This is a genomic window from Tenacibaculum adriaticum, from assembly GCF_008124875.1.
In the GTDB taxonomy this organism is placed as follows: Bacteria; Bacteroidota; Bacteroidia; order Flavobacteriales; family Flavobacteriaceae; genus Polaribacter; species Polaribacter adriaticus.
The window spans coordinates 176,805-191,649 of record NZ_VNIA01000004.1 but is presented as its reverse complement, the minus strand read 5'-3'; the positions used below and the strand labels follow the sequence as shown (position 1 = coordinate 191,649).

At 31.1% G+C, this 14,845-nt stretch carries 14 protein-coding genes and 1 tRNA gene; 12 read left to right on the top strand and 3 right to left on the bottom strand.

All coding sequences use genetic code 11. The features are described from left to right. Positions 1-8: 8 nt before the first annotated feature. From C7447_RS12350 to C7447_RS12340, 3 genes are read left to right on the top strand one after another with little or no spacing between them, the layout of a single operon-like run. Positions 9-641, top strand: a complete 633-nt coding sequence (locus C7447_RS12350; protein WP_148870822.1) for a LysE family translocator — start codon at positions 9-11, stop codon at positions 639-641. 33 nt (positions 642-674) lie between these two features. After that, the gene (locus C7447_RS12345) at positions 675-1,391 is read left to right on the top strand and encodes a VIT1/CCC1 transporter family protein (protein ID WP_148870821.1); all 717 of its coding nucleotides are present in this window, start codon (positions 675-677) and stop codon (positions 1,389-1,391) included. A 13-nt stretch (positions 1,392-1,404) separates the two neighbouring features. Further along, a complete protein-coding gene (locus C7447_RS12340; RefSeq protein ID WP_148870820.1) occupies positions 1,405-1,743 on the top strand; it encodes a hypothetical protein in 339 nt (112 codons plus the stop codon). 83 nt (positions 1,744-1,826) lie between these two features. Here C7447_RS12340 and C7447_RS12335 read toward each other — a convergent pair whose 3' ends face one another. Next, the gene (locus C7447_RS12335; RefSeq protein ID WP_148870819.1) at positions 1,827-3,632 is read right to left on the bottom strand and encodes a glycoside hydrolase family 15 protein; all 1,806 of its coding nucleotides are present in this window, start codon (positions 3,630-3,632) and stop codon (positions 1,827-1,829) included. Positions 3,633-3,709: 77 nt separating this feature from the next. Between C7447_RS12335 and C7447_RS12330 the strand changes: the two genes are divergently transcribed. The 6 genes from C7447_RS12330 to C7447_RS12305 all read left to right on the top strand — a co-directional run bounded on the left by C7447_RS12330 (position 3,710) and on the right by C7447_RS12305 (position 10,039). Further along, positions 3,710-5,914 (top strand): bifunctional alpha,alpha-trehalose-phosphate synthase (UDP-forming)/trehalose-phosphatase, encoded by a 2,205-nt coding sequence (locus tag C7447_RS12330; RefSeq protein WP_148870818.1) that lies wholly within the window; start codon positions 3,710-3,712, stop codon positions 5,912-5,914. Positions 5,915-5,945: 31 nt separating this feature from the next. Further along, complete coding sequence (locus C7447_RS12325; RefSeq protein ID WP_148870817.1) at positions 5,946-6,698, top strand: class I SAM-dependent methyltransferase; 753 nt, start codon at positions 5,946-5,948, stop codon at positions 6,696-6,698. 114 nt (positions 6,699-6,812) lie between these two features. Beyond that, positions 6,813-8,006, top strand: a complete 1,194-nt coding sequence (locus tag C7447_RS12320) for an alkaline phosphatase family protein (RefSeq protein WP_148870816.1) — start codon at positions 6,813-6,815, stop codon at positions 8,004-8,006. A 143-nt stretch (positions 8,007-8,149) separates the two neighbouring features. Next, positions 8,150-8,716: a Crp/Fnr family transcriptional regulator gene (locus C7447_RS12315; RefSeq protein WP_148870815.1), complete on the top strand. Its 567-nt coding sequence runs from the start codon at positions 8,150-8,152 to the stop codon at positions 8,714-8,716. A gap of 69 nt (positions 8,717-8,785) precedes the next feature. Continuing rightward, complete coding sequence (locus tag C7447_RS12310; protein WP_317128808.1) at positions 8,786-9,532, top strand: SDR family oxidoreductase; 747 nt, start codon at positions 8,786-8,788, stop codon at positions 9,530-9,532. A 162-nt stretch (positions 9,533-9,694) separates the two neighbouring features. Next, on the top strand, positions 9,695-10,039 hold the full coding sequence (locus tag C7447_RS12305) for a 5-carboxymethyl-2-hydroxymuconate Delta-isomerase (protein WP_148870814.1): 345 nt from the start codon (positions 9,695-9,697) through the stop codon (positions 10,037-10,039). 69 nt (positions 10,040-10,108) lie between these two features. Here the strand turns inward: C7447_RS12305 and trxB are convergent, their stop codons facing one another. Continuing rightward, on the bottom strand, positions 10,109-11,056 hold the full coding sequence (gene trxB / locus C7447_RS12300; protein WP_148870813.1) for a thioredoxin-disulfide reductase: 948 nt from the start codon (positions 11,054-11,056) through the stop codon (positions 10,109-10,111). A gap of 165 nt (positions 11,057-11,221) precedes the next feature. Here trxB and C7447_RS12295 point away from each other — a divergent pair. Beyond that, a tRNA-Pro gene (locus C7447_RS12295) sits at positions 11,222-11,296 on the top strand. Positions 11,297-11,527: 231 nt separating this feature from the next. After that, positions 11,528-12,769 carry a site-specific integrase gene (locus tag C7447_RS12290; RefSeq protein ID WP_148870812.1) on the top strand — a complete coding sequence of 414 codons (1,242 nt, stop codon included), beginning with the start codon at positions 11,528-11,530 and terminating at the stop codon, positions 12,767-12,769. 55 nt (positions 12,770-12,824) lie between these two features. On the opposite strand, the gene C7447_RS12285 is transcribed toward C7447_RS12290, so the two are convergent. Then, positions 12,825-13,937, bottom strand: coding sequence for a LytTR family transcriptional regulator (locus tag C7447_RS12285; RefSeq protein ID WP_148870811.1), 1,113 nt, complete (start codon positions 13,935-13,937; stop codon positions 12,825-12,827). Positions 13,938-14,151: 214 nt separating this feature from the next. Here C7447_RS12285 and C7447_RS14860 point away from each other — a divergent pair. Next, the coding region (locus C7447_RS14860; RefSeq protein ID WP_170246033.1) for a COG4315 family predicted lipoprotein at positions 14,152-14,845 on the top strand (694 nt) is incomplete at its 3' end.

Below are 14,845 nucleotides of genomic sequence, written 5' to 3'. Positions count from 1 at the left end.
TAAAGAACATGATACCTATTAACGACTTATTATTATTTGGATTAGCTTCATTAATAATGGTGCTTTCCCCTGGCCCAAATATGATTTATTTAATATCTAGATCCTTATCTCAAGGAAAAAAAGCCGGAATCATATCGTTGCTTGGAGTTGTCTGTGGGTTTTTATTCCATATACTCATGGTTTCTTTCGGTTTAACTGCTATCTTCTTTGCTGTTCCTTACGCATACGTAACGGTTAAATTTTTAGGTGTAGGGTATTTACTCTATTTAGCTTACAATACAATTACATCAAAAAACAAAATATTTGATGCCAATCAGGATTTAAAAATAGACAAACCTTTAAAACTTTTTAATATTGGTTTGTTAACTAATATACTTAATCCTAAAATGGCTGTTTTTTATCTTTCTTTTTTTCCTCAATTCATTAAACCCGAATATGGTTCTATTTTAGGGCAAAGTTTTCAACTCGGAATTATGCAAGTAATTATCAGTTTTACGATTAATTTACTCATTGTTTTATCAGCAGCTAAAATGGCGAATTGGTTTTCAAAAAAACCTATTTGGTTAAGAATACAAAAATGGTTTATGGCTTCTATATTAACCGGACTTGCAGTTAAAATGGCATTTGCCAAGGCGAAATAAAAACAGAGTGTTAATAAATATAATCCATATATAATGACCAAAAAATCAGAAGAATTAGACGATTATTTAGATAATCATTACATACACCGAAGCAATTGGTTAAGGGCTGCTGTTCTTGGAGCAAATGATGGAATTTTATCTACTGCTAGTCTTGCCATAGGTGTTGCTGCTGCAAGTGATATTAGAGAACCAATTGTTTTAGCTACTTTGGCAGGATTAGTGGCTGGCGCATTATCGATGGCTGCTGGAGAATATGTTTCGGTGAGCTCTCAAACAGACGTGGAAAAAGCAGATATAGAAAGAGAAAAAGAGGAATTAAAAGATACTCCAGAACTTGAGTTACAACGTTTGTCTGAAATCTACGAAAAGAGAGGATTAAAAAAAGAAACTGCTTTACTGGTGGCTAAAGAATTAACAGAATATGATGCTTTAGGCACTCACATTAGAGATGAGTTAGGAATTAATGAAATAAGTCAAGCAAAACCAATACAGGCTGCATTTGCTTCTGGTGCAGCATTTACAGTTGGAGGAATACTTCCTTTTTTAGTAACGCTATTTCTTCCTATAAAAAACATGGAATATTTTCTTTACGGTTTTTCCCTATTCTTTCTTATAATTTTAGGTGTATTAGCAGCTAAAACAGGCGGCTCAAATATTGGAAAGGCAATTTTAAGAATTACTTTTTGGGGGACAGTTGCAATGGGATTAACAGCACTAGTTGGATATTTATTCGGTGTAAGTATTACATAAAATAACACTTTAAATGGCTCAAAAAAAAAGTAAAAACATTCTTTCTCCTAAAGAATTTGCCCACAGAGTTATAAAATATTCTATATTCTCAATTTCTATCTTAGTGTTTTCATTGGGTATTGGAATATTAGGATATCACTATATTGCTAAATTAAATTGGATTGATAGTTTTTATAATTCTTCAATGATATTAACTGGAATGGGACCCGTTAATGAAATGGTAACTGATTCAGCCAAATTATTTGCTTCTATTTATGCGATTTTTAGCGGAGTAATCTTTTTAAGCACTGTCGCTATTTTCTTTGCTCCTTTCGCTCATAGGTTAATGCATTTATTAAAAATTGAGGAATAAAAACGGTACATAACGAAGAACTAAAAAATTAAAAATCGCTGATATAAATTCAGCGATCTTTTTTATTTTTATTATCACTCAACTTATTCCGCCATATTATGCTTAACCTTCTCTTCTTCAGTAACCTTAGATAAGTTAATTGCTGTTTCTATTAATGCTAAATGAGAATACGCTTGTGGAAAATTACCTAACAAGCGTTTGGTCTTAAAATCTATATCTTCACTAAACAACCCTAAATGATTACTGTAGGTTAAAAGCTGATCAAATAACTTTTTGGCTTTTCGCTCCTCTCCTATCTTGTATAAACTATTTATAAACCAAAAGGTGCAAATGGTAAAAGATGAAGAAGGTAAGCCAAAATCATCAACGTTTTTATACCTGTAGAGTAAACCGTCGTTACTTAGTTCTCTTTCTATTCCTTTTACTGTACTCATATATTTTGGATCTTTAGCATCTATAAAACCATAAGGCTCCATCAACAAAACAGAGGCATCTAAGTCTTTTGAACCATAAGATTGTGTAAATGCTTGTACTTCATCATTCCAAGCATTTATATATATATCATTTCTAATTTCAGCTTCTATTAATTGCCATTTAGCCATTTTTGCTTTTTTCCCCATAACCTCAGCTACTTTTATAGCTTTATCTATAGCAACCCAGCATAATACTTTAGAAAATGTAAAATGACGCTCTTCAGTTCTAAATTCCCAAATTCCTTTATCAGGCTCTTTCCAGTGTTTATTAACTACCCAAACAATCCCTTTTGTAATCGTCCAAAGTTCTTCTCCATTTTCAATATCAGTACTAAAATTTACCAATTGCTGATGAATAACATCCATTAAAATACCATAAATATCATTTTGCCTTTGTTGATAAGCTGCATTTCCAATCCGAACAGGCTTTGAGTTGTTATAACCGCTTAAATGATCTAATGTTTTCTCTGTAAGAAGTTTCTCTTTATTTATACCATACATTATTTGTAATTTCTCATCTTTATTGGGGATTAAATCAACAATAAATTGTAGGAATCGTTTTGACATTCTTTTATGCCCAAGTTCAGATAAAACTTTTATAACCATAGATGCATCGCGGATCCAACAAAACCTATAATCCCAGTTTCTTACCTCGCCTATAGTTTCAGGTAATGATGTTGTAGCCGCTGCTAAAACTGCTCCTGTTTTCTCATAACTCAACAACTTTAAAGTCATTGCACTTCTACTTATTTCTTTATTATAACGCTGGTAAGTAGGTGTGGTTTCCATCCAGTTTAACCAATATACTCTTGTTCTTTCTAATTCAAGATATATTTTTCTTAAGGTAGGTTTAAAAATTTTCTCATTATAGGCTATTAAAAAATAACCATCCTCAGTTAATTGTATTTCCTCACTTTTTTCAACTTTGTTTTTATCAAAACTGGTGTATAAAAACAACGTATCAAACTTTTCTTTATCTGTTAAGCTAACTAAGAAATCTGATTTTACGTGATGCTCTGTTTCTCCTATAGCATAATTTAATTTAGGATTATAATCAACTTTAAAAGTTGGTTTACCAGAAATATATTTTATGTAACGAATTATTTCTGGAGGCGAATGATATGCATTCCCTTCTTTTTTATATCGAGGCATAAAATCTAACACTTCAAAAGCATCTATCCCATTACTAAATGTTGTTACCAAAATACAGGTATTTTCAAAATATTTTTGTGTAATATTATAAGCATCATCTGTAATAAAACTAAAGCTCCCCCCTATTTTGTCGTCTAATAATTTAGCAAAAACTGAAGATGAATCAAACTCTGGTAAACAGCACCAATCTATAGCCCCTGTTTTAGAAATTAAAGCAGCACTTCTACAATTTCCTATAATTCCATAATTTAAATTTTTTGTCAAACTTGTCTATTTTATATGGTTAACTCTTAAAAATTTATTAAATTAACGAAAATCAATTTACAAAACAAAAACGCTAGATGAATAAAACAATAATTGTTTCCAACCGACTCCCATTACAAGTAAAATTAGAAGAAGAATCATTAAATATTGTGCCTAGTGTTGGTGGTTTAGCTACTGGAATGAAATCTGTTCATGCTGATGGTAATGGTATTTGGATTGGATGGTCTGGATTAACAGAGGAAGCTCTAAATCCTGAACTGTCTAAAAAAGTTGATAAAGCTATTTTTAAAGAGAAATGTGTTAGTGTTTCGTTAACCGAAAAAGATGTAGAAGATTTTTATTTTGGTTTTAGCAACAAAACCCTTTGGCCACTATTTCATTACTTTATGGAGTTTACCGAGTTTGAAAGAGATCAATGGATAGCTTATAAAAAAGTAAATCAAAAATTTGCAGATGTAGTTTTAGCAAATGTAAATGATGGTGATACTGTTTGGGTACACGATTACCAATTATTATTACTTCCGCAATTAATAAGAGATAAAAAGCCTAATATTTCTATTGGTTTCTTTTTACATATTCCTTTTCCTTCTTTTGAAATTTTTAGAACATTTCCGTGGAGAGAAGAACTCTTAAAAGGAATGCTTGGTGCAGACCTTTTAGGATTTCATACGTACGATTATGAGCGTCATTTTTTAAGCTCTATAAAACGTATCTTAAGGCTTGAAGTTAATTTTAACGAAATAGCTTATCGCGATAGAATGGTTAAAGTAGATTCTTTTCCTATGGGAATAGATTACAACAAATTTTACAAGGCTGCTTTTGAACATACCAATCAAGAAGAAAAAGAAAAATCAGAATTACAACGTAGGTTAGATGATCATATTGAGACCTCTCAAGACACTAAATTAATACTTTCTATAGACAGATTAGATTACACCAAAGGTATTCCTAACAGAATTAGAGCTTTTGAACATTTTTTAAATATATATCCACAGTTTAAAGAAAAAGTAAGGCTAATTATGTTAGCAGTTCCATCACGTTCTAACGTGCCACAATATCAAAAACTTAAAAGTGATACCGACGAATTAGTAGGGAGAATAAACGGAAAGTTTTCAACCGTAAGCTGGACGCCTATTTGGTATTTTTATAGGTCAGTTCCTTTTGAAAACCTCATCGATTTATACACCTCAGCAGATATTGCCTTAATAACTCCAGTTAGAGATGGAATGAATTTAGTGGCAAAAGAATATGTTGCCACCAGAACAAAAAAAGATGGTGTTTTAATTTTAAGTGAAATGGCAGGCGCAGCAAAAGAAATGAATGAAGCGCTTTTAATTAATCCGAATAATTTTGAGCAAATTGCAGATACTTTAAAATATGCTATCGAAATGCCTTTGGAAGAACAACAAACAAGAATGGAGTTTCTTCAGAAAAGGTTAGAACGTTATAGCGTTGAAAAATGGGCTGATGAGTTTATGGGTTCTCTTAAAGCTACCAAAAGTTTAGACTCTCTTATTGTTGCCAAAGAAATGAATAAGGCGAACGAAAATAATATGCTATCAAACTTTAAAGCTGCAAAAAAAAGACTTTTATTTTTAGATTATGATGGTACATTGGTAGGTTTTAAAAACAACCCTGCAGATGCAAAACCAGATGAACATTTAATCAATCTTTTAGATCGTTTAAACCAAATTGAAAACACCGATATTGTTATTATTAGCGGTAGAGATAGAGAAACTTTTGAAACTTGGTATGGTAATAAAAACTATCATTTTATAACCGACCACGGTGTATGGTTAAAACAAAAAAATAAAGAATGGAACATGTTAGAACGTTTAAAAAACGATTGGATGGAAAACATTCTTCCTGTTTTAGAAACCTTTGTAGATAGAACGCCTGGTACTTTTATCGAAAAGAAAAAATACTCTTTAGCATGGCATTATAGAAAAGCTGATCCGGAACTAGCACAAATAAGAACTATAGAAATAAATACAGTACTTACCAGTTTAATCTCTAATAACGATTTGTCTGTTTTAAAAGGAAACAAAGTCATAGAAATTAAAAGTAGTAGTGTAAACAAAGGAAAAGCTACCTCTAGATGGTTAACTCAAGATAATTATGATTTTATCTTTGCTATTGGAGATGACTGGACTGATGAATATATGTTTGAAGAATTACCAAATACTGCCTACACTGTTAAAGTAGGGGTTGTAAAAACCAAAGCTAAATACTACGTTAAAGACACCCTAAAAGTTAGAGATTTATTAAATTCATTTCTCTAATTAATATTAAACAAACTATATAACAACCCATATGAAAAATACATTAGATAAATTTTCAAAACAAGCTGCTATTTATAAAAAGTTTCGTCCTACATATCCAGCAGAATTGTTTGATTTTATATATTCTAAATGTTCAAATAAAGATGTTGCTTGGGATTGCGGAACAGGAAACGGACAAGTTGCCAGTATTCTTGCAGAGTCATTTAAAAAAGTATATGCAACCGATATTAGCGAAAAACAAATACAAAACGCAACCCGAAAAGAAAACATTTTTTATTCGGTAGATAGAGCAGAAAAAACTTCACTTCCAAGTAATAGCATCGATTTAATAACAGTTGGTCAAGCAATGCATTGGTTTGATTTTGCTGCATTTAATAAAGAAGCCAAAAGGGTATTAAAACCGAACGGAATTATTGCTATTTGGAGCTACGGTTTGTTACGTGTTAATACTAAAATAAATGAAATAATCGACAACTTTTATACGAATATAGTGGGGAAATATTGGAATGTAGAACGCAGACATATAGATAATAATTACGATTCTATACAATTTGACTTTGATGAAATTAACATCTCAGAAAAATTTCAAATTCAAGTAACTTGGTCTCTTGAACAACTAAAAGGGTATATAAATACTTGGTCTAGTGTTCAAAATTATATGGAACAAAATAATGGCAACAACCCTGTTGATGAACTGATAAAAGAAATAGCGAAAGAGTGGAAAACGGATGTAAAACAAATAACTTTTCCAATATTTCTAAGAATAGGTAATCGTAAAAGTTAAAAACCATTACAACCTCTACATCTTTTTTGTCGTACTAATACCCTATTTCTTTACACTTAATTAACAGCCCTCTTCTATAATTTTAAGAATTTTGTTGAATAAATTTTCCTTAGAATGAAATATCTTTTTACTTTCCTATTAACAATCATTACGTCAATAATTGTAGCACAAGAAAATTATGTTATTATACTTTCTTTAGATGGTTTTAGTGCAGATTATATTGAAAAATATAAGACAGAAAATATAGCTAGAATTGCAAAAAAAGGAGTTAGAGTTAAGCGAATGATTCCTTCAAATCCAACAAAAACATTCCCTAACCACTATACAATAGCAACTGGTTTATATCCTGATAATCATGGATTAATAGGAAACTCTTTTTATGCTCCAAAACTTAATAAAGAATACTCTTTAAGTAATAGAACAAGTGTAGAAAACGGAGATTTCTATGGTGGAGAACCTATTTGGAACACTGCCAAAAAAGCTGGACTAAAAATTGCATCATATTTTTGGGTAGGCTCTGAAGCTAAAATAAATGGAATGCAACCCGATATTTGGAAGAAATATAATAGTAATGTTACTTTTGAACAGCGTATAGATTCTGTTATTACTTGGTTAAAATATCCTAAAGAAAAAAGACCCAATTTAGTAATGCTGTACTATAATCAACCTGATAGCGCTGGTCATAAGTATGGCCCTAATAGTAATGAAGTAGCTAAACAAATTAATTATGTCGACAGTCAAGTTGGTAATTTATATAAACGCTTAATGGAATTACCTTTTGCTAAAAACATTAATTTCATTTTAGTCTCAGACCATGGAATGAGGAGTATTTCAAAAGACAAACAAATTATTTTAGAAGATTATGTTCCTAAAACATGGATGTTGGGTATATATGGTAATAATCCTGTTTATACTATTAGAGCAAAAAAAGATAACATAGATAATATTTATAAGCAATTAAAAAAAGTCAAAAATTTAATTACATACAAACGTGGGGAGGCTCCAAAAAAATATAATTTGGCAAACAACTCTAGAACTAATGATTTAATTGTAATAGGTAAAAAAGGATATAGTGTTTTTGCTACTCATGCCGATGGTCGTTATTTTGGTGGTACTCACGGATATTTAAATTGTGATAAAGAAATGAGTGCAGTTTTTGTAGCCTCTGGCAATGCTTTTAAACAAAACTATACTCAAAGAACTATTAAAAATATTGATGTTTACAATCTAATCGCTCATATTTTAGGAATTACTCCTGCTAAAAATGATGGGGATTTTAATCGTGTAAAAAAGCTATTAAGAAATTAATACTTATAGATTTTCTATTAGCTTTAACTTTGTTAACGTAGGAAACTCAAAATAATGAAAGTAGCTTTTACGAGAATACTCAGAAACAAAACTTTTTACCAAATGATAAATTCCTCAAAATTTACTTTGTCTAACTTGCGACAATGAAAGAATTGATAGAATATATTTTGCAGTTTGGCAACTTAAACCAACAGCAAATAGACTTTATTTCAAAAAAAGCAACTGAATTAGATCTTCAGAAAGACGCGTATTTTTCTGAAGCCAGAAAAATACCTAAACAAGTCGGTTTTATTGTTAACGGTGTTGTTCGTGGTTGTTATTATAGCAACAAGGGAGAAGAAATAACACGTTGCTTTATTAGTGAAAATAGTTTAATGGTAGATTATATTAATTTTGAGTCAAATACTGCTTCATCAGAATATCTGCAAGCCATTACCGACTGTAAACTTATTGTGTTTTCAAAACAAAATTGGGAAGAGCTTTCTCAAACCATTGTAGGTTGGGACAATATTAAAAACAAGATGGTTCAAATATGTATGTTTCAAAAATCTAGAAAAGGCCCAGTAATTTCACAAGATGCCACTACTCGTTATCTGGAATTTATGGAAAATTACCCATCTCTTATTAACCGTGTTCCATTAGCTTACATTGCTTCTTACTTAGGTGTTACACAACAATCATTAAGTAGAATAAGAAAAAATATTCGCTAAATCGCTTTTTACCAAATGGTAAACAGTTTCATTTTTAAACCTTGCAATTTTGCTTTATTAAATTTAAAAATGATGAAAATAAAATCTGCATTAATTACTGGTGCTAATAAAGGCATAGGCTTAGAAACAGCTAAACAACTTTCAAAAAAAGGACTATTCATTTACTTAGGGAGTCGAGATCTAGAAAAAGGAAAAGCAATAGTAAAAGAATTAAACGACAATGGCTTTGAAAATATAAAGGTTATTGAAATAGATGTTACTAAGCCTGAAATAATTTTATCTGCAAAGAAAATTATTGAAAAAGAACAAGGGCATTTAGATATTCTGATAAACAATGCTGGTATCAGCGGCATTGTACCGCAAAATGCACTAGAAACAAGTATAGATAATTACAAAGAAGTATTTGAAGTCAATTTATATGGTGTTGTAAGAACTACACAAAGTTTCATCGATTTGTTGCAAAAATCATCGGAGCCAAGAATTGTAAACGTAAGTACTAGCGTAGGTTCTCTTTCTCTTCAAAGCGACCCAAATTGGTCAGCTTATGACTATGCTAAATATACAGTCTATGCTTCGTCGAAAGCAGCCATGAATATGTACACAATACATTTAGCTTACGAATTGCGTAATACGGCTTTTAAAATAAATGCGGTTTGCCCAGGCTATACAAAAACCGATTTCACAAACCATCTCGGAGGTGAGGTTGAAGAAGCTGGTAAACGCATTATAAAATATGCTTTAATAGACCAAAACGGACCAACAGGTAAATTTTTCAGTGAAGAAACCAATCCTGAAACGGGAAAAGTTCCTTGGTAATTAAAAAAACAGCACATAACGAGGTCTAAGATTAATAGCGGTTTGGAGGTTAACCTGAATCGCTATTTTATTTTAATTACGTAAATTGTAAAATGAAAAAGTAGTGCGTCTTAATCTGCTACTTCACTTATCATAAACCGTTAAACATTTGAAAACTAAAATATGCCACACTTTGTATTAGATTGTTCAGAAAACATAATCAATTTAAAAGAACCTAAAGAAATTATGCAAACAGTTTATGATGCCGCAGAGGCAACTAACCTTTTTGCTAAAGGAGATATTAAGGTAAGAATTAATCCTTTTAAACATTACAATATCGGTAATACTCAAAACGATTTTATTCATGTATTTGGCAATATTATGGAAGGTAGAAACACTGCTCAAAAAAGTGAGTTATCAAAAAGAATAGTTACTGCATTAAATGAGTTGTTACCACAAGTACCTATTCTTTCAATTAATATTAGAGATTTTGAAAAGGCTACGTATTGCAATAAATCGATGATTTAAAAATCACACAACAAAAAAGAGATTAACGTTCTTGTAATCTCTTTTTTTTCTTATCTATGTTTAAAAAATCTATTCTAAAGCTCCTAAATAACGTTCTGCATCCAAGGCTGCCATACAGCCTGTACCTGCTGCAGTAACAGCCTGTCTGTACTCTTTATCTTGCACATCTCCTGCTGCAAATACACCTGGTAAGTTTGTTTTGGTAGATTTTCCTTTCGTAATTAAATATCCGGTGTCATCCATATCTAACACACCTTTAAAGATTTCGGTATTGGGTTTGTGTCCTATAGCAATAAACACACCTGTTACAGGAATTTCTGTTTTGTTGCCTGTTTGGTTATTAACAGCTCTTACACCTTCTACAACATTACTTCCTAAAACCTCATCTATTTCTGTATTATACATAACAGTAATATTTTTAGTCTTATCTACACGATGTTGCATTGCTTTAGACGCACGCATATGGTCTTTACGCACTAACATTGTAACTTTATTACAAATATTTGCCAAATAGGTAGCTTCTTCTGCGGCAGTATCTCCTGCTCCAACAACTACAACATCCTGTCCTTTATAGAAGAACCCGTCACAAGTAGCACAAGCAGAAACTCCACCACCAATTAAACGTTGCTCACTTTCTAAACCTAAATACTTAGCGGTAGCCCCTGTAGAAATAATTACAGTTTCGGCTTCCAACTCAGTAGTTTCATCTACTATTACTTTATGAATCCCTCCTATTTCTTTAGAAAAATCTACTTTAGTAACCATACCAAAACGCACTTCAGTTCCGAAACGTTCTGCTTGATTTTTTAGATCTTCCATCATTGCTGTACCGTCAGTACCATTAGGATATCCAGGGAAATTATCAACTTCTGTAGTCGTTGTTAATTGACCTCCCATTTGCATACCTGTATACATAACGGGTTTCATATCTGCTCTTGCTGCATAAATAGCTGCAGTGTATCCTGCTGGTCCTGATCCAATAATCAGGCATTTAATTTTTTCTGTTGTATTCGACATAGGGATTTATTTTATAGTTGACAAAAGTAATTTTTTTTTAAAAATTTAAAGCAACTTTATCAATATCTTTTGGTAATGAATATATAACTAAAAATAATTTTAAAAAAATAATTTTATTACGGAAAAACTTATATATTTGCAATCCTAAAATTAGATAACCTTTTTCGGGGTGTAGCGTAGCCCGGTTATCGCGCCGCGTTTGGGACGCGGAGGTCGCAGGTTCGAATCCTGCCACCCCGACTAAAATTAATACCAATAGAAACTAAAACCTTGTAAACTGTATGATTTACAAGGTTTTATGGTTTTTAGACTATCATAAGAATTGAATTAATATAGTTTAATTCGGTTAACAATTCGGTTAACAGTTAGCAAAGTAAAAAAGTGTTAACCGAATAGAAGCTTAAAATACTGTAATTGAAATAGTTGATTTGACTTTCGTCTCGATGAATGTTTAACAAAAAGACGACAACTATGCAATCACAAACCACCTTTAGCTTATCATTTTGGGTAAGCGCTTCACGTAAGATTAATAACCAAGTTTCTGTTTATGCTCGAATAACAGTAAACGGTAAACGTGCAAATATCAGTTTGCAACGAAAAGTAATTGTATCTGAATGGGATTCCAACAAAGGAAGAGCAAGAGGGAATAAACAAGAATCGCGGCTACTCAACAGATATTTAGACCAGGTTAAAAATAGAATCTATGAAGCTCACGATGAACTTGTAAAAGAAAAAGCGTTTATTTGCGCCCAATCCATTAAAGCAAGGTTTCTAGGAGAAGATAACGAAGAATATTCTCTACTTACATTGGTTGATTATCACAACACCCAAATGAGTGAATCTTTAAGTTATGGTACTTTAAAGAATTACTTCACAACTCAAAAGTATATCAAGCTTTTTCTAGCCAAAAAGAAAATCCAAGATATCTACTTATCTCAATTATCGTTTCGTTTTCTGGTTGACTTTGAAAAGTTCTTACGTTCCTATGTTCCGGAGGACCATCAAAAGCAAATGGAAAACAATACGGTTATGAAGCATATCCAACGACTTCGTAAAATGGTTACATTAGCCTATAAAATGGAATGGATAGATAAAGACCCATTTATAAAATTTAAGCCAACGTACATTAAGAATGAGCGCGAGTTTTTAAGTGAAGATGAACTGCAAACTATTATTGAAAAAGAATTTGAAATTGAGAGACTTGAGCTTGTTAAGGATTTATTTGTTTTTAGTTCTTACACAGGTTTATCATATATAGATGTCATGAACCTCAACGAAGATAATATCACATTTGGTATCGATGGTGGCAAATGGATTATCACTAATAGACAAAAAACGCATAACAAAGTAAAAATCCCATTATTACCAATTGCTGAAGAAATAATTCAGAAATATAAAGGGCATATTAAAACCAAGAAAACTAAAACCTTATTTCCTAATATTTCAAACCAGAAGTTAAACTCATACTTAAAGGAGATAGCAGACTTATGCAAAATCAAAAAGAACCTTACTTTCCATATTGCGCGTCATACATTCGCCACCACAATAACATTAAGTAACGGTGTACCCATTGAAACTGTATCAAAGTTACTTGGCCATTCTAAAATTGCTACAACTCAAATTTATGCTAGAGTAATTGAGCGCAAAGTTAGTCATGATATGGAAGCTTTAAAAAAGAAATTAACGATTAATAAAAAACAAAAAATCGTATAGCCTTTAGTTCGTTAAGATAGACATTCAAAAAACAACTCTTAGGTTACTATAAAAGTTATTTGTTTAGCCAAGCTTTAAACTCTGCTGCTTTATTCTTACTAATAATAATATCAGCATCAGTTTTTGGTAAAACGTCTATTTTTAACTGGCTATTTCCATATCTTATAATTTTATCAATAGCATTGATTGATAAAATATTTTGTCTATTTGCTCTAAAAAATAACGTTTTATTTAAACTATTATACAGTTCATCAAGACTACTATTACTTGTTGATTTTTTTCCATCTAAACTTACTACATAAGTAATCGTGTTTTCTGTATAGATATATGCTATTTGTTCAATTAAAAGAGGTAATAATTCGTTTTTAGAATAGGTCAATATTCTATGCTTATCAGAACTCTCATTTTCAGTTGAATTTATAGATTCATCAGATTTAATTTTGGTTTTGTAGTTTACTAGATCATGATTTAATTTAGAAAGACTTAATACTTCATCAGATAGTTCTTCATTCTTTAATTCTAATCTATTTTCATAGCTACTTCCTATTAGTCTTACTGTAAAGAATGAAAGAATAACAATTAAGGTTCCTGTTATAGCGTAGACTATGATAAATTTGTTTTTTAACTCACTAATTAGTTCTTTAATTTTTTTAGTGTTAGCGTGTGCAGCTACAATCCAATCTGTATTCTTAACCGGGTACACATAGATAATTTCAGATTCTCTACTTTCTTCACTAAAAGTTCTAATTCCCCCACCTTCTTTTTTGTTTTTTAGGTAATAGTAAAAATCTTTTGAAGTTGCATCATCATTAATTGTAGAAATAAATGATTCTTCTGGAGTAGCATATTTTCCAACCCTTTCAAGGTTTGGGTGGCAAATCTCTTTTCCTGACCAATCAAACATACAAATAAAACCAGTTTCATTGTCTGTGTTTTCTATACTCTTTTGAATATTATTAATGACGTCTTTTTCAGGAACACCATTATTTAATTGAGATGAAATCATATAAGAAAACTCTTTGGCTTCTCTTTTACTAGATTCCATTTGTATTTCTAAAAGTTGCTCAGTATTTACATCTATAAGATAGTTCATGCTGTAATAGCCAACTAAGTAAACAATAAAAAGTAAAGATGTAAAAGTGAATAGATAAAGCTTGTCTTTTTTCATTTTAGAAAATCAAATTGTAATAATTCCTTCTCTACAAATTTAGTTATTCATAATAAACTAAATGTTCTCAAAAATTATTATTTCAATAATTTTTCAGCTCTTTTTTTTCCTTTTCAACCTCTTATTTTTCCCTCTTATAAAGATTTATAGTGTAGAGACTCTGTGTAATTGCTTGATTTGCTGAAAATTTTAAAACAATTAACATTAAAAGAAAATGAAAAAAATTATTACAAAAGGTGCCTTCTTTTTTATGGCATTAACGGTTTTACTACAAAGTTGTAGTAGTGATGATGATAACAATTATGTTGATCCAGAACCAAGTGGAGCAACAGTTCAGTTATCAAATAATTCTACATTAGGAAGTATTTTGACAGACGCAGAGGGTAAGACTCTCTATTTCTTTTCAAAGGATACTAAAGATACTTCAGAGTGTTTAGGGGGGTGTGTAGATATTTGGCCAATATTTTATTCAGAGAACTTAACGGTAGGTTCAGGCTTGAACGAATCAGATTTTGCAACTATTACACGTACAGATGGTGAATTGCAAACAACTTACAAAGGATGGCCGTTATACTACTTTGATAATGACAACGCTGCAGGTGATACCAACGGAGAAAATGTAAATAATATTTGGTACGTAGCCAAACCAGATTACTCACTAATGTACGCGAAGGCACAATTAGTAGGTCATGATGGCAATAACTATACAAGTAATTACACCGTAGGTGACGAAGAAACAAGTTATATCGTTGATATCGATGGAAGAACATTATACACCTTCATGAATGATACAAACAATACCAATAATTTCACTAATCCAGACTTTTCAAATAATGGTGTTTGGCCAATTGCTGAAATTACCTTAGACCAAATACCAAGTATTTTAAACAATGGTGATTTTGGAACAA